The following is an 18,672-nucleotide window of genomic DNA, read 5'->3' on the forward strand; positions in this document are numbered from 1 at the left end:
TGAAGATCTGATCATGACATTGAGATTTAGTTCAAAAAAATCCCCGCTAATTTCTTAGCAGGGATTTGTGTATAAGAGACAGCCATAAAGGAGCGTTAATCAAAAGTATCTATCTGTTAGCCAACATAGAGCTTAAGCTGATAATGGCACTGGAATATCTGTTGCAGATACTTTTTTCATACTGCCTTCTTGCTCTAGGCGAATATGCCAGCTAAACGCTTCTTCGAGTAAATGCGGGGTATGCCCGCCACGCTCACAAGCGCGATTGTAATAGTCGAACATCGCTTCGCGATAATCTGGGTGCACACAATGCTTAATAACTTGTACAGCACGCTCACGCGGTGCTAAGCCACGTAAATCAGCTAAGCCTTGCTCAGTTACTAAAATATCAACATCGTGCTCGTTATGATCAACATGGCTCGCCATAGGCACAACACTTGAAATAGCGCCATTTTTAGCAATCGACTTAGTCACAAATATAGCTAAATGGGCATTTCGGGCAAAGTCACCCGAGCCGCCAATACCATTCATCATTCGTGTGCCACACACATGCGTTGAATTTACATTGCCGTACATATCAAACTCAAGCGCAGTATTAATGGCAATAATACCTAAACGGCGCACTATTTCAGGGTGGTTCGAAATCTCTTGAGGGCGTAACACTAGCTTGTCTTTGTATTTTTCTAAATTATTAAATACTTGCGCGTTACAACGCTCAGACAAAACAATTGAGCTGCCTGATGCAAAGCTCATCTTACCTGCATCAATTAAGTCAAACGTCGAATCTTGCAGTACCTCTGAATACATTGTTAGGTCTTTAAAGTCAGAGTCGAGTAGCCCCATCATCACCGCATTAGCAATGTTACCAATGCCTGCTTGTAATGGACCTAAATTAGCTGGCAATTTATTTTGAGCCACCTCATCTTTAAAAAAGTTAACTAAATGGCGCGCAATTAATGCGGTGTCTTCATCTGGGTCGGTAACGGTCGAAAACGAATCGCTTTGGTTAGTAAAAACAATACCAACAATTTTTGCAGGATCGATAGCAATTGCAGTGCTACCAATGCGGTCGTCTACTTTAACTAACGGCATTGGTTGGCGAGTAGGACGATACGATGGAATGTATATGTCGTGCAAACCTTCAAGATTAGGGTTATGCAGCATATTAATTTCAACAATGACTTCTTTTGCAAAAATAGCAAAGCTTGCTGAGTTACCAACCGATGTAGTAGGCACAATATGCCCCTCTTCGGTAATGGCAACCGCTTCAATAACAGCTACATCAGGCATAGTTAATTGATGATTGCGTAAATGCTCAACCGTTTCAGATAAATGCTGATCAATAAACATTACTTCACCGTTATTAATCGCTTTACGTAAAGTGCTATCTACCTGAAAAGGCATACGACGCGCTAAAATGCCCGCTTCTGTAAGGAGTTTATCTAAGTCATTACCTAGTGATGCACCCGTCATTAAATTTATTTTGATAGGATTTTTTTTGACTTGCTCAATTAATGCTCTGGGTACTGCTTTAGCTTCTCCGGCGCGAGTGAAGCCACTCATCCCTACAGTCATTCCATCTTTAATAAACAGACTTGCCTGCTCAGCAGACATAACTTTATTATGCAGATTACTATTGCGAATACGTTCCAAGTTCATTTTGAGCCCCTTTCTAAATTTGGCATTATTCTAATCCTAACTTCGTACTACACAATATAGACTTAAGTCGCATTTACGCCATTAGGATGAAAACACAGTAAAAACACAAAATCTTTTACATATAAATTACCGAAAGAAACAAAGTCAATAACGTTTGCAGCAATTTGTACACGCTGAATTTTAAAATAATGATGTTTTATTTTTTAAATAAATAGTTTTTTGAATAGTTAGGTATCTATGAGTACTTTTTAGCTCGTAGTGTACACAGCAAACATAAGGCGTAATTTAGCATCAAATACAAATCAGTAATGCCCATATTTATGGTGGCTTATAGCCGCTTTTTTTTAGCAACTGCAGGCTTTGTGCTTTGTATATTAACTTATTACTAATTTAAAACCTTAACGATCACTGCGTACAAATCTTGTGTATTAACAGGTTTAGATACAAAGTCATCCATGCCGACACTTAAACAGCGCTGTTTATCGTCTTCGTAAGCGTTTGCAGTAATGGCAATAATTCGCACGTGGTTGCCACTTTGCCCTTCGTTGGCACGTATTACTTGTGTGCATTCGTAACCGTCCATATTCGGCATTTGGCAATCCATTAAAATTACGTCAAACGACTGACTTTCTAATATCTTAAGTGCCTTAACACCATCGTTTGCCGTTGTTAGCTTTGCTTTGCTTGGCTCTAGCATTTTTGCAATAACCTGACGGTTTATTGGGTTGTCCTCCACAAGGAGTATTTTTTTATCGCCGAGTATAGGTAGTAATTGCGACTGAACTAAAGCAACAGGCTTAACATATTCAGCCTTAGGTGCATTTACATAAAACTTGAACATACTGCCTTTGCCAGGTGCACTATTGAGGGTAATTTCGCCCTCCATTTTTTTAATCAAACCTTGGCTAATTGCTAAACCGAGCCCTGTACCGCCATATTTACGTGCAACGCCTACATCAGCTTGTGTAAACTCGCTAAATAATAATGATTGCTGATCCTTTGCTATGCCTATACCACTATCAGATACACTCACAAATAGCTGCTAATCAAACGATAAACGCACAAACCCACGCTCGGTAAACTTACGCGCATTAGATAACAAGTTAATGATGATCTGATTTAAGCGTAAATCATCCACGTTAATACAATCAGGCAAAGTACTACTGCACTCAACTATAAACTGCACATCGTCAGAGCTTATAATAGGTGAAAACAACGATTTAATGTTTTCAATAAACGGCGCTAAATTTGTTGGACGCGGGCTAATTTGCATTGCGTTAGCCTCAATCTTAGAAAAATCTAAAATATCGTTTAAGATTTTTAATAAATTTTGGGCACTTTTTTGTTGGGTATTTAAAAGATCTCTTTGCTCGTCGGTTAACGAACTATCGCGTAGCAATACCTCACCCATACCCAAAATGCCGTTCATAGGGGTACGTAATTCATGGCTCATATTTGCTAAAAACTGCGATTTAGCCACGTTTGCTAAGTTAGCATGGCTTACTGCTTGTTTAAGTTTGTTAGTTTGCTCTGCCACTTTTTTTTCTAACTGTTGGTTAAACTCACTTAACTGCTTGTTTAAATCTTGGTTTTTTACATTAGAGGTTTGCAGATTTTCTATAGAATTATTTAATGCATTTGCCAGCATTTCAAACTGCTGTTGAAGTTGCAGTACTTCTTGCCAACTTGAGTCAGTACTAAATGTATGTTTTTTTGTTTTATCAAAGCTTTGCATTAAATTAGTTAAACCGCTTATAGGTTGAACTAATAAGTTTGCTAGCTGATGTATAAACAGCACCACCATTAAAATTAATATTGCGCTAAGAAGAAAAGTAGGTAACCACGTTTTAGCCACTGCCATGCTTAAATGTTTGCGGTTATAAAAGGTGATAACTTGCCATTTACTCTGCGGACTTACATATTTAGAACTATGGTAAACCTCGTTATTATTGGAACGAAATAAATTTTTATCGCCCATATTTCGTGTATTAAAACCACCTTCGTTAAAGTCGGTTAATATTTTAAACTGCTCAAGCGAGCTAAAAACCACTTTTTGTTGATCATCTAATACAATTAATTCACCGGTATATTCAAATAAATTAGGAATAAACTGCTCTAATCGTCCAAGCTTTAATGAGCCTTCAACTACACCGTAAAACTCACCATCACGGTATATTGGGGCAGAAAGAGCAACAATGGCTTCATTGCCAAGCCCTCGGCCTTGAAATACGCCACTACTATAGCCAAGAGGATATTGCTCAGCCAGCGTAAAGTACTCCCGATCAGTTATGTAGCGCTGCGCCTCACTCAGTCCTGTTACTAAATCACTAGGCACGCTCATTTCAACCAAACCGCTTGTGTTTGCGTACAAGCTGGTAGTAAACCCAGGAAATAACAGCATGAGCCGCTCAAGCTGCAGCGCTGTTGAACCTCCAGTTCCTATAACATCACTACTCATTACAATAGCGTTTTTGTGAAATACTAAATAATCGTTTAATTGCGTGCTAATCGACTCAGCTTTTTCTTCAAGCTGCGCGTTTACCTCATATTCTAAACGTGAATGGTGATCGTTCACTAAAATTACACTAGTAAGCAATACAACCAATATAATAATTACGCTTACTACATAACTAAGAATACGCGCAAGTGGTCTGCCCTGATACGCACGGCTAGCATGGGGTACAAACACACTAAATAAATCGACCAACGCCAAGCTTATTAGCGCATTTATAAGGTATTTACATATTGCAACGATGAGGGTTAACGAAGGTAGGTCTATTATAATTTGACCAATAAACCACACGATGGGAAGGCCAATTAAAAGCCAAAATACAGTACCCAGAGGAAGTATTGGTTTAGAGCGGCGTAAGCCAAAAAAGCTCGAGTAAATATACAATGCTTGGCCAACAATGGCCCCACCTATACAACAAAAAGCCAGAGACAATCGCGAGGCTCAAACAAGCATACCGAAGCCCAATAAACACTAAGCTACATAATACAAATACTTGTCCGAATAAAAACTCAGAGCTGTCGAAAAAATATAACGGTGAGAGATTTACTACGCCGCCTAACAGACCTAGTAAAACAGCGAGTATCCACTTACTTCTTTGAGGCATTACATCAACCTTTGACACCGAATACTAATGTTATTAAAAGCATGATCGCTCTACGCTTAGTGAATCACTCATTTAAAACAATTGGTATAATTAAAATGCTGTATTAACATTTATATAATGTTTACATTATTGCGTACAAGTTAAATGCTGTCTAGCGACAAAGATGGGACGAATATCGGCAGTAAACTAAATTTTATAGTTAGTAATAATTTAATCTTGGGATTTTAATTAGGTAATATCAAAGAAGAGTTTATAACACCCAAATGAGGAATTTGGGTGGCAGTCTTACCAGCCACATCTCGGCACACACGTCACAAACTGTGGCTGCTCCCTTCCGGGCCTGACCAGGTTCGCCTGCTAGTGTTGCGAGAGGACCAATAAGACTACCATTGAGGGCCTTGGTTGGCGCGGGAAGGATTATCTCTACTTTTGCTCTGTTATTCAAGGGATAATCTAAAAAGAAAGTGCGATTGCATACTTCATATACAATCGCGGCGTATTTAGCTGTTTTAGTGCGTATTAATTGCTCTCTAACTGCGCTTTTATATTACGAAGTGCTGCTTTTACCTTTTTCATGTTTTCTGGGCCCATGCGTAAAAGCTGTTTTTGTGCATCAGGAAGCTGTTCCCATTCAGAGAATGCATATTGATACGTTACTGAATCACGAAGTAACGGTAGGTCACCTTCTGGCTCTGGTGTATCAAGTAATAAATCGATTGCATCGGTTAGCGTTTGATTAAACTCGTCATCGCCGTAACCAATTTCACTGTATGCATTATTAATAAGTGGCTTATATTCTTCGTACATACGAACGGCTTGCGCTGCACTCATACTGGTAAATATTTTTACATACGGTGTGTAACGCTCATAGCTATTAGGGTTAATTGTTAAAATATCACCTTCATTTACGCTAAACGTTTCTTCTGGTTGAACAACAGGCGTGTGTTTTTTAGCTACTTTACCCTTAGCTAGGTTATCTACAAATACAACACCACGGCGAATTACGTCGTCGGTTACCATTAAGCTCATTACTGAATCACTTAGGTACTCGTCCATTTTAGCAACTACAACTGCATCGCTTTCATTAAGCGTTGGTAATGGTTTTACTTCAGGCACAGGCTCACTTGGGCTTTGTGCTGGCACTTCAAGCTCTGCTGGCCTTTCTGGCATAACTGATGGCGCGTTAACTACGGGATCGTTTTCAGGTTTAAGCTCCATCATTGGTTGCTCTTTTGGTGCTTGCTCTACCTCTGTGCGTGTTTGTGGCTCGTCACTTGGTTTTAATAGTACAAACGCGGCTGCGCACACAACTATTATTAAAATAATAACGGCGAAAAGAAAATTGTTATTAGGCGGACGTTTTTGAACATCTGACGCTTCTGGTTTATCTGACATACAAACTCCATAAAAATTAAAAGTGCGATATCACTCAGAGTACTCTGAATGGAAAAAATTCATTATGAGTAGTAACTATAAATACATAACTATTTTAGCTTACAAATATAAACATAAGCTTACTGTACTTACTATTACTCAGTTATCCTTTGATTCTTCTAGCTTAAAGACTTACAGTTAATAAATAAAGTAAAGACGTTGAACAGTTTAAACACCAATATGAAAATCAAGCAAGTCGATCCAGAAAAACCAAAAATAGCCCTATTATTAACGGGCGGTGGCGCACGAGCTGCTTATCAAGTGGGTGTACTTAAAGCGCTCGCTCATAGCATGCCGCGTACAGCTCCATTACCGTTTAGAGTAATAAATGGCACCTCTGCTGGGGCTATTAACTCTGCGGCTTTAGCATGTTACGCCTCTTGTGCACATTTAGCTGTACGAAAACTTGAATCAGTTTGGAAAAACTTTTCGACCTCTATGGTTTATAAAAGTGACTTTTTAAGTGTATTTGGTCATATTGCGCGTAATATTTTAACGAGCTTTCAGTCAGAGCATATTAATCACCCACCAGCGAGTTTGCTAAATAATCGCCCTCTACGTGGTTTGCTCAATGAGATTTTAGACTTACACCGGATAGAGCGTAACTTACACCGAAATTATTTAGATGCGCTTTCAATTACGGCCTCTAGTTATACCACGGGCGACTCTGTTGCGTTTTTTCAATCAAATACACAAACACCATGGCAACGCGCTAAACGCGAAGGCCAAGCCACGCGTATTAACGTTGAGCATTTAATGGCGTCGAGTGCGATTCCTATGGTGTTTCCAAGTGTAAATATTTATAACCATTATTTTGGTGATGGCTCTATACATCAGCTTTCGCCGCTCAGCCCATCAATTCATTTAGGGGCTGAAAAAATATTTATTATTGGGGTCGACCAACCTAAAGAGCTTCACCCACCGGGTTACTCCCCTCATTACCCTGGCTTATCGGCTGTTGCAGGGCATTTGCTTGATAGCGTATTTACCGACACAATGCAGTCTGATTTGGAGCGTTTGGAACGTGTTAATCGCACTTTAGGGCTATTACCAGCACGCGATAAACACCAAGAGCTAAAACAAATTGATACCTTTGTTATTAACCCGTCGCAAAACTTTAATGCTATTGCTGCGCAGTATTACGACGATATGCCGTGGGCGATTAAAGTATTGCTGCGTACAATCGGTGTTAAAAAACATTCGCAATCGAGTTTAACCAGTTACCTATTGTTTGAAAAACGCTACACCCAGCATCTAATGCAAATTGGCTATGAAGATGGCATGGCGCAGTTACCTAAAATGCGTGAGTTTTTAGAGTTAGATTAAGCCCAAACAGGCACGTTATTCTATTCCGTCGAGCAGGTAGTGCTCTACCCGCTCTACTCGCCTTGGTTTACCTTGTAGTACTAAAACGTCGTTAGCTAACAAGGTTGTTTGCGCTGATGGCGTGTCTATTTCGGCTCCTTCTCTGCGAAGTGCTTTTATCAGTACTCGCCGCTTTTCTAAATTAAGATCTTCAATTGTTTTACTCACGGCATAAGCTTGCTGAGGTAGCGCAACAACGTGTAAATATTCTAATCGGTCAGTTGAGGCATCTTCGCTATCTTTAAAATACCCTGCATAAAAGCTTTGCATTAGCGGGTAACGGTTTCGACGCTCTTTACTTACTCGGCGCACAATACGTGTCATGGGTACGCCCGACATAGACAACACATGCGACACGAGCATTAAGCTCGCCTCTAACGACTCGGGCACTACTTCGGTTACACCAAGCGCTTTTAAATAATCGAGCTGGCTGTCGTCACGAGTTCTAATAAGTATTTTAACGTTAGGTGCTATTTGTTTTATGGCATCGATAACAACTTGCGCATGATCAAACTCAGTAAAAGTAATAATAACCAGCCGAGCTCGCTCTACTCCTGCGCATTTTAAAATATCTTTTTGCTTAACATAGCCAAATATTACAGGTTCACCCGCCGCTTTTCCTTCTTGTACAAGTATTGGGTTACTTTCAATGGCAACGTAATCTATTGCTTCGGGCTTTAAAAAGCGCGCTATAGTTTGTCCAACACGCGAAAAACCACAAATAACAACATGGTCACTGTAAAGCGTACTGCTTTGTGGCTCTGCTTCTAATGCTAAACTTGGACGATCGAGTATGCCCAAACGATTTAAAATAAACGGCGTCTTATCAATTAAAAATGGTGTAAACGCCATTGAAAGCACACCCAACGCAATTAAAAATGAGGCTTGCTCTGAGTTTAATAACTGATGCTGCCCAGCAAGTGCAATAAGTACAAAACCAAACTCCCCCATTTGCCACAGCATGATGCCACAGGCGAGTGAATCTTGGTTTCGTTCATGCATTAGCCGCGCACTAAGTGCGACCACTGTAATTTTTAATACGAGTAACCCAAGCAATGCGCCAACAATTATTACTATATGCGCCAGTACAAATAAAATATCTAACTGCATACCCACAGTTACAAAAAACAGCCCCATTAATATATCGCGAAATGGTCGTATATCGGCCTCTAACTGGTGCCTGTAATGGCTCTCACCTAACATCATTCCCGCTAAAAAAGCGCCCAATGCCATAGACAAGCCAAACATATACGTTAAAAAGCCTGCAAATAGCGCTACTAATATGGTGGTAAGTACAAACAATTCATCGGTTCGTACTTGCGCTATTTCTTTAAAAACAATGGGCAATACCCATTTACCTATGGCCCAAAGTAGCACACATACAAATGCCCCCTTGCTTAGGGCAAAGGCTAAAGCCCAACCAATGCTTTGAGAGTCGCTTGATGCAAATAAAGGGAGTATTATTAATAGAGGAACAACAGCAATATCTTGAAAAAGTAATACACCAACTGCCAATTGCCCGCGGCGCTGATTAAGCTCACCAGTTTCTTTTAATAACTTAACCACTACAGCCGTTGAAGAAAGCGCCATAATTGTGCCAATGGTAAAACTGGTGAGTAAGGAAAAGTCTAAACAATATAAAATAATAATGAAGAGTAAACTGGTTATACCTACTTGCAGCGAGCCCAATCCAAATACTAGGTTTCGCATTGCCATTAGCCGCGAAATAGAAAACTCTAATCCTAAACTAAATAACAAAAACACAATTCCAAGCTCTGCTACAAACTCTATTTCGTGAGATTGTGCCAGCCAGCCAATGCCATGGCTACCGGCTAAAACCCCAGTTGCTAGGTACGCTAAAATAGGCGGCAAGCCAATGCGTTTAAAAAACCACACAAAAAGAACTGCCGCTACTAATAAGCCAAAAATTTGAGCATTAATACTTTGCAAATGCAGCCTCGCGTTTAAATTAAACTAGTAGCTTGTAAGTAAATATAACAACCATCTGTTTTTCATGCAATTTTAAAATATGGCACAAAAATCGCTTAGTTACTGCAAAGCAACACCCTCGGGGGAGATTTTAGTGGAAAACGTCCATATTTTGACGCAGCGCGTGTCTGGTCACGGTGATTTTTTGCCGTTTTCGGCAGAACATACACAAATAAACGAGTCTGCGGCAACGCATGATCTTGTTACAGAGCTACAAACAAGCCTAGTTATAGAAGATGTTTTAGCTATATATGCAAAATTTGCAAAACAATTGCTAAATTTTTCTGGATTACAGTTCCAATCAACTTTAGGTACAGCTCAAACGTCAGATAGCAATACCGGTAATACTCCATATATCTTTGATCTATCTATTGAGAAAGATCATTTAGGCCAGCTAATTTATTTTAGTAAATTCCCGCTTTGCCAAGCAATTGAGAAAAAACTACATACTTTGCATACTGCGTTGGTTTATCCACTTCGTAATGCGATGATGTATAGCCGCGTACTAAAACTTGCCACAAAAGATGCATTAACAGGTTTAAACAACCGTAGTCAATTTAATGACTTTTTGTTGCAAAAGCTTGAAAACTGTCGCCGTTACCAGCGCCCATTTAGCTTAATGCTGCTTGATTTGGATAACTTTAAACAAGTAAACGACAACTTTGGTCATAAAATTGGTGACGATACACTTAAAGAATTTTCAAAAGTACTGTGTAGCAGCATACGCGGTACTGATTCGGTATTTAGATTTGGTGGTGATGAGTTTGCTCTACTCATTGAAGACCCTGAGTTTACAACTAACAAGGTCGTTGCTGAGCGCATAATGTGCTTAGTCAGAAAATCGCCATTAATGTCTAAATACAAAGTAACAACCAGCGTTGGTTTTACTTTAGCTAACAGCCAAGATAGCGAAATCGAAATTTTTGCTCGAGCCGATAAAGGTTTGTACAAAGCAAAAGCATCTGGCAGAAACTGCGCAAAAGCTTATTAATATTTGCTTAAATTAATTAAATAAAAAGCCTAGCTTCCCCCGCTAGGCTTTTTTATTGCTAAAACTCCAATACTAAGGTTTTGCACTCACCAATTTATAAATAAACAAAGCAGCACAAAAGCCAAAAAAGAATCCACTAATTAAATTAAGTAATGCGGTAATAGTAGCAAGTGGTGTAAATAATACTAAAAGTAGTGGGAGGCTCACGCCTAAAATAAAAAACAATCCCCCCTTACCTAACCAGTAAGCTAATAAAAGTGCTGCAGATACAACCCCACCCACTACTGCATAGCCTAACGTTACAATATTTAACTCAAGTAAAACATTAGCGATAACAGCAATAAGCGCTGTAATTAGCATACCCATTGGCGCTTTAGTCACTAACGACAAACCAACATGCGGCTGCTTACTCATTTATTTACACTCCCAAAAAATACCATTTTCATCAACATGCTTAGCACTTACAAAATAACCAACCACTTGCACTAATTCATCATTATAAAAAATAAGCGGCACACTGGCGCGCAGCCAAGGCGCTATTTTTGCATCTTTAAACCAATGTTTTACGGTATTGCTACCCGGCTTTTTAAGTGGTTTTATACGTGCGCTATTACAGTTAAAGCGCACTGTTACTTGTTCGTTTTTGTTTGGAGGCCTTACTCCGCAGCCATTGAATTTAATTAGTAAACGCCCGTCTGCAAGTTTTAACTCTGAATGATTGAGCTTAGTATAATTAAGCTCAGCATCTGTTAATACTTCACTTGGTGTTACAAAGTACAAATAACCTTGATGGCGGCGTATTTGCCCATAAGTTAAATCAATAAGCATTTGCGCATCATTTTTTGCATTAACTGCTTGATTAATAATTTGTTCAAGTTGCTTTTGCGATGGCATCACTTGCGTAAATAGTGCAAGCCACGCACGTACTATATTTGCAATACGCGCTGCACTGTATTCGCTTACTTGATTAACGCACAGTGCTTGATACTCGTTAATACACTTATTTAAATCGAGCTGTGTATATTCATCAAGTAGTGTTTGCTGTTGCTGTAGCAACTCAATACTTCGTGCAGTGCATTGTTCAAACCCATTAAAGCGCTCAGCTAAAACAGGGACTATTTTTGAGCGTAAAAAGTTACGATCAAAACTTTCATCTGTATTAGAGTCATCGGTTATGTGGTTAATGCTAAACTGCGCTGCAAAGGCTTCTATATCGCTGCGCGCTACATTTAACAACGGCCTAAAACATACGCGACCACTTTGAAGTAAACGCGCTTGGTGCATTGCGCCAAGCCCTTTTAAACCCGAACCTCGCTTTAAGCGCAGTAAAAATGTTTCTACTTGGTCGTTTAAATGCTGGCCCAGTAATATAATACTGCCCTTTGGGCTTAGCTCATCAAGTACTTTGTAACGGGCGTCGCGTGCTTGGGCTTCAAGGCTTGTGCGCGACTGCTGCTCAATAACTACTTTCGCGGCTTCAAAGGACACATTAAGCTCTCTGCACAAATTTTGGCAAAAATGTTGCCAGTCATCAGCATACTGGCTCAAACCATGGTGAACATAGATAGCCGATACATTAATTGCAGGGTTATCTGTTTTTAAAATACGCATTAAATGCAGTAACACCACAGAATCAACGCCACCAGAAAGCGCCACTGTAAAAGCGGTATTACCTTGCTCAATATAGCTATTTAGCGATTTTTTTAATTGCTGATAAATTGCTGATGTATGCATATGGGCGCACTTTAATATGAAAACTCTGAACATTTTAAAGCAAAAAAGCCGCATAAGCGGCTTTTTTTTAACATTTAATGTATTTAGCAATAACCAAACGACATTAAACGTTTGTAACGTTGATCAAGCATTTCTTCAAGCGTAAGCGCTTGTAGGTCTGCTAAGTCACGTTTAAGGCGTTCTTTTAAGTTACGTGCCATACCATCGTAATTGCGGTGTGCGCCACCTAGAGGTTCATCAATTAAGTTACTGATTAAGTCTAGCTCTTTAACACGCTCTGCAGTTACACCCATTGCTTCTGCTGCAAGTGGTGCTTTGTCGGCGCTTTTCCAAAGAATAGACGCACAACCTTCAGGCGAAATTACAGAGTAAGTACTGTATTGCAACATGTTAACTCTGTCGCCAACACCAATCGCTAATGCACCACCTGAACCGCCTTCGCCAATAACTGTACATATTGTCGGCACTTTAAGTGTCGCCATTACTTTTAAGTTACGCGCGATTGCTTCAGATTGACCACGCTCTTCAGCGCCAACACCTGGGTATGCACCCGGCGTGTCGATAAAGGTCATAATTGGCATTTTAAAACGCTCAGCCATTTCCATTAAGCGTAATGCTTTACGGTAACCTTCTGGCTTTGGCATACCAAAGTTGCGTTTAATTTTTTCAGCAGTATCACGGCCTTTTTGTTGGCCAATAACCATTACTGGTTCGCCATCTAAACGCGCAACGCCACCTAAAATAGCCGGATCGTTAGCAAATGTACGATCGCCAGAAAACTCGTCAAATTCCGTGAAAATGCGCTCGATATAATCTCGAGTGTAAGGACGCAACGGATGACGTGCTAACTGTGATACTTGCCAGGCGCCTAAATTAGAAAAAATCTCCTGTTTTTGCTTGGCGCTTTTTTCTTTTAATTTGCTGACTTCCTCTTCTAACTCAAGGTCTAATTCGCCAGCGCGGCTTATATTTTGTAATTCTTCAATTTTTGCTTCTAATTCTGCAATTGGAAGCTCAAAATCAAGATAATTGAGGCTCATGCTCTAAACTACCTAATTAGTTAAATTCTAGTTCTACGTCTTGCGCCGCCATGAGTGATAACTTATGAATTAAGTCGTCGCTCGGCGTAACACACCATTCGATCCCAAGAGTTAATTGCGCCAACGCATCTGGACGTTGGTAATAAACCTTGATCGGACACGTTCCCATTTTATAGGGTTCGAGTACTTTTTGTAATTTATCGAAGAAACCTGCCTCGACTTGCACCATGTTCAGCGTCATTTTAATCGCTTTAATGCGTTTTTCACGCGCTTGAGCAATGGTGTTTATTTCTCTGGCGGTCATTGTAATACCACCGGAGAAGTTATCAAAGCTGACCTGTCCAGATATTACCAAGATATTGTTAACTTGGAGCATATCTTGGTACTTTTCAAACTCGTCTGAATACAAGCGTACATCAATCCGTGCACTCTTGTCATCTAAAGTTACTAAGGCCCAACGATTTCCTTTTTTATTAATTAATACCCTAGAGGCAATCACTAAACCAGCAGCGGTTGCAAATACATCACGGTTAGTTGGCTGTAAATCAACTATTTTTCCGCTTGTGTAATGCTTAAGTTCGCGGCGGTACTGATTTATCGGATGCCCAGTTAAATAAAGGCCTAGCGTTTCTTTTTCGCCTTCTAACCACTCGTTATCGGTGAGTCCTGTGGCTTTAATAAAGGCTTGTTCAACCTCATCAGGCTCGGTGGCTAATAAACCAAACAAATCACTTTGCCCTAACAGCTCAGCTTTATTATGTTGGTCAGCCGCACGCATTGCATCCTTTAAGCTAGCTAGTAATGTAGCACGCCCAGGTTGTGTTTTTTCTGGCCCTAACTTATCAAGTGCACCTGAATAAATTAATTTTTCGGTTACGCGTTTATTTAAGCGTTTTAAGTCCACTCGGGCACAAAAATCAAATAAATCTTTAAACGGACCACCTTTAGCACGCGCTTCTAGTATTGCATCAACCGGTGCTTCACCCACGCCTTTAATTGCGCCAATGCCGTAAACAATTTCGCCTTGCAGGTTTACTGTAAACTTAAACTCGCCTGCATTTACGTCTGGCGGCAATAAGGTGAGCTTCATGTTTTCACATTCATCCACCAAAATAACTATTTTGTCGGTGTTATCCATATCGGCCGACATAACCGCAGCCATAAACTCTGCAGGATGATGCGTTTTCATCCACAGCGTTTGATACGATACTAATGCATATGCCGCTGAGTGAGATTTATTAAAACCATAACCTGCGAACTTTTCTACCAGATCGAAGATTTTTATCGCGAGTTCGCCGTCAATGCCGTTATTTCTTGCGCCATCTTCAAACGTTGAACGCTGCTTTGCCATTTCTTCGGGTTTTTTCTTACCCATTGCCCGGCGAAGCATATCGGCGCCGCCTAGCGTATAACCTGCTAGTACTTGCGCTATTTGCATTACTTGTTCTTGATACAAGATAATGCCGTACGTTGGCTCGAGTATTGGTTTTAAGCTTTCGTGCTGATATTGCGCATCTGGGTATGAGATTTCTTCGCGGCCCAGTTTTCGGTCGATAAAGTTATCTACCATGCCTGATTGCAGCGGACCCGGGCGGAACAAGGCCACCAATGCAATCATATCTTCAAAGCAATCGGGCTTTAAACGGCGTACTAAGTCTTTCATACCGCGCGATTCTAGCTGGAATACAGCGGTTGTTTCGGCGCGAAGTAGTAACTCAATACTTTTTTTATCATTCAGTGGGATGGTGTTTATATCAACGAGGTCTTTACCTTGGCGCTCCATGCGCACGTTGGTCATTTCGACCGCCCACTGCAATATTGTCAGTGTACGTAAACCCAAGAAATCGAACTTAACTAAGCCTGCAGTTTCTACGTCGTTTTTATCAAACTGTGTGACCGGAAACTTACCTTCGTCATCGCAATAAAGCGCGGCAAAGTCGGTAATAGTGGTTGGCGATATTACTACGCCACCCGCATGTTTACCGGCGTTACGTGTACACCCTTCTAGAATGCGACACATATCGATTAAATCTTTTACTTCATTGTCGCCATCGTAAGCTTCTTGCAAGCGCGGTTCTATATCAAACGCTTTAGCAAGTGTCATCCCAGGATCGCCTGGAATCATTTTAGAAATACGATCGACAAACCCGTAAGGATGCCCAAGCACTCGCCCTACATCGCGTATTACCGCTTTTGCAGCCATGGTGCCAAAGGTAATAATTTGCGATACCGCATTACGCCCATACAAAGCCGACACGTGATCAATTACTTCGTCACGTCTGTCCATACAAAAATCGACGTCGAAATCGGGCATTGATACACGTTCAGGATTCAAAAATCGTTCAAACAGCAAATCGAATTCTAGCGGATCCAAGTCAGTAATTTTAAGTGCGTAAGCAACTAACGAACCTGCACCTGAACCACGACCAGGTCCAACAGGAATATTGTTATCTTTACTCCACTGAATAAACTCCATTACGATTAAGAAGTAACCCGGGAATCCCATTTGGTTAATTACGCCAAGCTCTATATCGAGTCGCTCATCGTATTCAACACGTTTTACTTTTCGATCTTCTTCATCGGGGAATAAAAACTGTAGTCGCTCTTCAAGACCGTCTTCTGATACTTTAACTAAAAACTCATCAATCTTAAGTGAGCCAGTTGGGTAATCAGGTAAAAAGTAAGTCCCTAGCTGAACCGTTACATTACAACGTTTAGCTATTTCTACCGTGTTTTGTAGCGCTTCTGGAATATCGCTAAACAACTCAGCCATCTGCTCTGATGTTTTTAGGTATTGTTCTTCAGAGAACCGTTTAGGCCTGCGTTTGTCATCCAGCGTGTAACCGTCAAAAATGGCAACACGAATTTCGTGCGCTTCAAAGTTTTCAGGCTTTAAAAACACTACTTCATTGGTCGCTACAACAGGTAACTGCTCTTTGGTAGCAAGCTCTACCGCCATGTGTAAGTAGTCTTCTTCAAGCGGTCGATTGGTGCGAACAAGCTCAAGATAGTAGTTATCGCTAAAATGCTGCTTATAAAAGCTAACTACCGATTCAATTACACTTGGATTATTTTTTAATAACGCTTTACCTAAGTCACCATCTTTAGCGCCCGAGAGAATAATTAAGCCGGTTTTATGTTCCACCAGCCATTCTCGATCAATCACTGGGCGATGAAACACATGCCCACGTTGATACGCTTTAGATATTAATAAGGTAATATTTTTATAGCCGTCGTTGTCTTTGGCTAATATGGTTAAGCGGCTTGGCTCGTCAGGAAATTCTGGGCTACGAACCCAAAAGTCAGCACCCACAATCGGTTTAATGCCGGCGTTATGCGTTGCGCCATAAAAGCGCACTAAACCACAAAAGTTCATTTGGTCGGTAATCGCAATTGCAGGCATTTGCAGCTCTTGCGCTTTTGCGACTATTGGCTTTGTTTTAGCTAGGCCATCAACCATCGAAAAGTCTGAATGAACTCTTAAATGAACAAAATCAGGAGCAGCCATGCTTAGCCCTCACCATTGGCTTGCGCCAAAACGCGCTGAACAGGTTTAAAGCTTTTACGATGCTCGTCAATCGCGCCGTACTGCTCAAGCGCTGCAAAGTGCGCTTTAGTCGGGTACCCTTTATGCCCTGCAAAGCCGTACTCAGGATGGCGTTTATCAAGTTCAATCATTTCATCATCGCGCGCTACTTTAGCTAAAATAGACGCCGCTGAAATTTCAGCTACTAAGCTATCGCCTTTAACAACGGCTTGCGCGGGCATAGTTAGTTTTGGTAAGCGGTTACCATCTATAAATACAAATTCTGGTTGTGTGCTTAACGCCTCTACTGCGCGGGTCATGGCAAGCATAGTTGCGTGCAGAATATTTAATTCATCAATCTCTGTTGGATTGCAGCGCCCATACGCGTAACACAATGCTTTTTCTTTTATTTCAATCGCAAGTGCTTGGCGTTTTTTATCTGTTAATTTTTTAGAATCGGCTAAGCCTGCAATAGGTTTTGAAGGGTCTAAAATAACGGCGGCAGTAACTACGTCGCCAACAAGTGGGCCGCGACCTACTTCATCTACACCGGCAATTAAGGCTACGTTGGGTCTATCAATTTGCATGTATTAACTCCGCCACAGCATTTGCTGCTTGTTCGCTGGCATTTAATCTAATTTTTTCGTGAATAGCTAAAAAGCGTGCTTTTAACTCAATGTTATCGGTATTAAGCATCGGGGTAAGCGCATTGGTTAAATTAGCCACGTTACACTCGCTTTGTAAAAACTCAGGGACTAACTCTTCGTCGGCTAATAAATTAGGCAGCGAAAAGTACTTTATATTAAACGTAAATAAGGTTTTAAAAATCCAATAGCTCAACGGCTTTATTTTATAACCCACTACCATTGGCTTTTTATATAGCATGCCTTCAAGAGTGGCAGTCCCCGACGCTAATAAAATAGCATCAGCAGCTTGCATCGCTAATTTTGATTGCCCATCAAGCAGGTTAACATTAAGGTTTGGCGCGGTAGCGTTTAATATATCAGTAAACTGCGCTTTGCGTTTTTCGTTAACCAATGGCACCACAATTTTAAGATTGGGGTTTTTAGCTTGCAACTCTGCAGCTGTTTTAATATAAGTTTCGCTTAGTAAGCCAACTTCAGAGCCTCTACTACCTGGTAGTAACGCCAGTACTTTGTCATCAAGGCTTAAGCCGAGTTCTGCACGTGCTTTACTATCGTCGTGCTCAAGCGCTATATCGTCAGCCAAAGTATGCCCTACAAATGTACATGGCACTTGGTGTTTATCGTAAAATTCTTTCTCAAATGGTAATAACGCCAACACTAAGTTAGTCGCTGCACTTATTGTATGTATACGCTTTTCGCGCCACGCCCAAACAGACGGACTTACATATTGTACTGTTTTAATGCCCGCATCTTTAAGTGGCTTTTCAACGCGTAAGTTAAAATCGGGTGCGTCTATACCTATAAATACATCAGGTGGATTATCTACAAAATGCTGCACGAGTTGTTTACGTATTTTAAGCAACCGCGGTAAACGCCCAAGTACCTCAACAAGCCCCATTACCGAAAGCTCATCCATGTCGTAAAGTGTTTTACAGCCTTGCGCTTGCATTTTAGGCCCTGCTATCCCTTCAAAAATAGCATCCGGGAAGTGCTTTTTAAGGGCTTTAATTAAGCCTTCGCCTAAAATATCGCCCGACAGTTCACCTGCCACAATACCAATTCGTAGTTGTTTTTTATCTTTATTCATTTGATTTTATTTCACAAGTAAACCAGGCGTTCATGAGGATTAGTTTACCGTGTTTTACTGTTTGGTTAAACGCTTTAAATAACT

The 18,672-nt window shown here is 40.6% G+C and carries 13 protein-coding genes and 1 other RNA gene; 2 read left to right on the top strand and 12 right to left on the bottom strand.

Features of this window, described 5'->3' with window-relative positions:
• Window positions 1–132 precede the first annotated feature (132 nt).
• The 5 genes from GQR55_RS14000 to GQR55_RS14015 all read right to left on the bottom strand — a co-directional run bounded on the left by GQR55_RS14000 (window position 133) and on the right by GQR55_RS14015 (window position 6,170).
• Window positions 133–1,659, bottom strand: coding sequence for an acetyl-CoA hydrolase/transferase family protein (locus GQR55_RS14000; RefSeq protein ID WP_166421088.1), 1,527 nt, complete (start codon window positions 1,657–1,659; stop codon window positions 133–135).
• A gap of 385 nt (window positions 1,660–2,044) precedes the next feature.
• Window positions 2,045–2,692, bottom strand: coding sequence for a response regulator (locus GQR55_RS20350; RefSeq protein WP_346774260.1), 648 nt, complete (start codon window positions 2,690–2,692; stop codon window positions 2,045–2,047).
• 9 nt (window positions 2,693–2,701) lie between these two features.
• Window positions 2,702–4,555, bottom strand: coding sequence for a histidine kinase dimerization/phospho-acceptor domain-containing protein (locus GQR55_RS14005; protein WP_240916861.1), 1,854 nt, complete (start codon window positions 4,553–4,555; stop codon window positions 2,702–2,704).
• A gap of 503 nt (window positions 4,556–5,058) precedes the next feature.
• Window positions 5,059–5,155: signal recognition particle sRNA small type (ffs, locus tag GQR55_RS14010), an RNA gene on the bottom strand.
• Between the two features lie 139 nt (window positions 5,156–5,294).
• Window positions 5,295–6,170: a DUF3014 domain-containing protein gene (locus GQR55_RS14015; protein WP_166421089.1), complete on the bottom strand. Its 876-nt coding sequence runs from the start codon at window positions 6,168–6,170 to the stop codon at window positions 5,295–5,297.
• A 219-nt stretch (window positions 6,171–6,389) separates the two neighbouring features.
• On the opposite strand from GQR55_RS14015, the gene GQR55_RS14020 reads away from it, so the two are divergent.
• Window positions 6,390–7,535 (top strand): patatin-like phospholipase family protein, encoded by a 1,146-nt coding sequence (locus GQR55_RS14020; protein ID WP_024599802.1) that lies wholly within the window; start codon window positions 6,390–6,392, stop codon window positions 7,533–7,535.
• Between the two features lie 15 nt (window positions 7,536–7,550).
• Here GQR55_RS14020 and GQR55_RS14025 read toward each other — a convergent pair whose 3' ends face one another.
• Window positions 7,551–9,524 carry a monovalent cation:proton antiporter-2 (CPA2) family protein gene (locus GQR55_RS14025; protein WP_166421090.1) on the bottom strand — a complete coding sequence of 658 codons (1,974 nt, stop codon included), beginning with the start codon at window positions 9,522–9,524 and terminating at the stop codon, window positions 7,551–7,553.
• A 133-nt stretch (window positions 9,525–9,657) separates the two neighbouring features.
• Here GQR55_RS14025 and GQR55_RS14030 point away from each other — a divergent pair, with 133 nt between their 5' ends.
• Window positions 9,658–10,554: a GGDEF domain-containing protein gene (locus GQR55_RS14030; RefSeq protein WP_166421091.1), complete on the top strand. Its 897-nt coding sequence runs from the start codon at window positions 9,658–9,660 to the stop codon at window positions 10,552–10,554.
• A gap of 72 nt (window positions 10,555–10,626) precedes the next feature.
• Here the strand turns inward: GQR55_RS14030 and GQR55_RS14035 are convergent, their stop codons facing one another.
• From GQR55_RS14035 to lpxB, 6 genes are all read right to left on the bottom strand, one after another.
• Window positions 10,627–10,968, bottom strand: coding sequence for a hypothetical protein (locus GQR55_RS14035; RefSeq protein WP_166421092.1), 342 nt, complete (start codon window positions 10,966–10,968; stop codon window positions 10,627–10,629).
• Complete coding sequence (gene tilS / locus GQR55_RS14040; RefSeq protein WP_166421093.1) at window positions 10,969–12,288, bottom strand: tRNA lysidine(34) synthetase TilS; 1,320 nt, start codon at window positions 12,286–12,288, stop codon at window positions 10,969–10,971.
• 83 nt (window positions 12,289–12,371) lie between these two features.
• A complete protein-coding gene (gene accA / locus GQR55_RS14045; RefSeq protein ID WP_166421094.1) occupies window positions 12,372–13,328 on the bottom strand; it encodes an acetyl-CoA carboxylase carboxyl transferase subunit alpha in 957 nt (318 codons plus the stop codon).
• Window positions 13,329–13,344: 16 nt separating this feature from the next.
• Window positions 13,345–16,836: a DNA polymerase III subunit alpha gene (gene dnaE, locus GQR55_RS14050; RefSeq protein WP_166421095.1), complete on the bottom strand. Its 3,492-nt coding sequence runs from the start codon at window positions 16,834–16,836 to the stop codon at window positions 13,345–13,347.
• A gap of 2 nt (window positions 16,837–16,838) precedes the next feature.
• Window positions 16,839–17,441 carry a ribonuclease HII gene (gene rnhB / locus GQR55_RS14055; protein WP_165739349.1) on the bottom strand — a complete coding sequence of 201 codons (603 nt, stop codon included), beginning with the start codon at window positions 17,439–17,441 and terminating at the stop codon, window positions 16,839–16,841.
• Window positions 17,431–18,588: a lipid-A-disaccharide synthase gene (lpxB, locus tag GQR55_RS14060; protein ID WP_166421096.1), complete on the bottom strand. Its 1,158-nt coding sequence runs from the start codon at window positions 18,586–18,588 to the stop codon at window positions 17,431–17,433. Before lpxB ends, rnhB begins: the two co-directional genes overlap by 11 nt.
• Between the last annotated feature and the right edge of the window lie 84 nt (window positions 18,589–18,672).

The organism is Pseudoalteromonas sp. Z1A8 (genome assembly GCF_011378855.1).
In the GTDB taxonomy this organism is placed as follows: domain Bacteria; phylum Pseudomonadota; class Gammaproteobacteria; order Enterobacterales; family Alteromonadaceae; genus Pseudoalteromonas.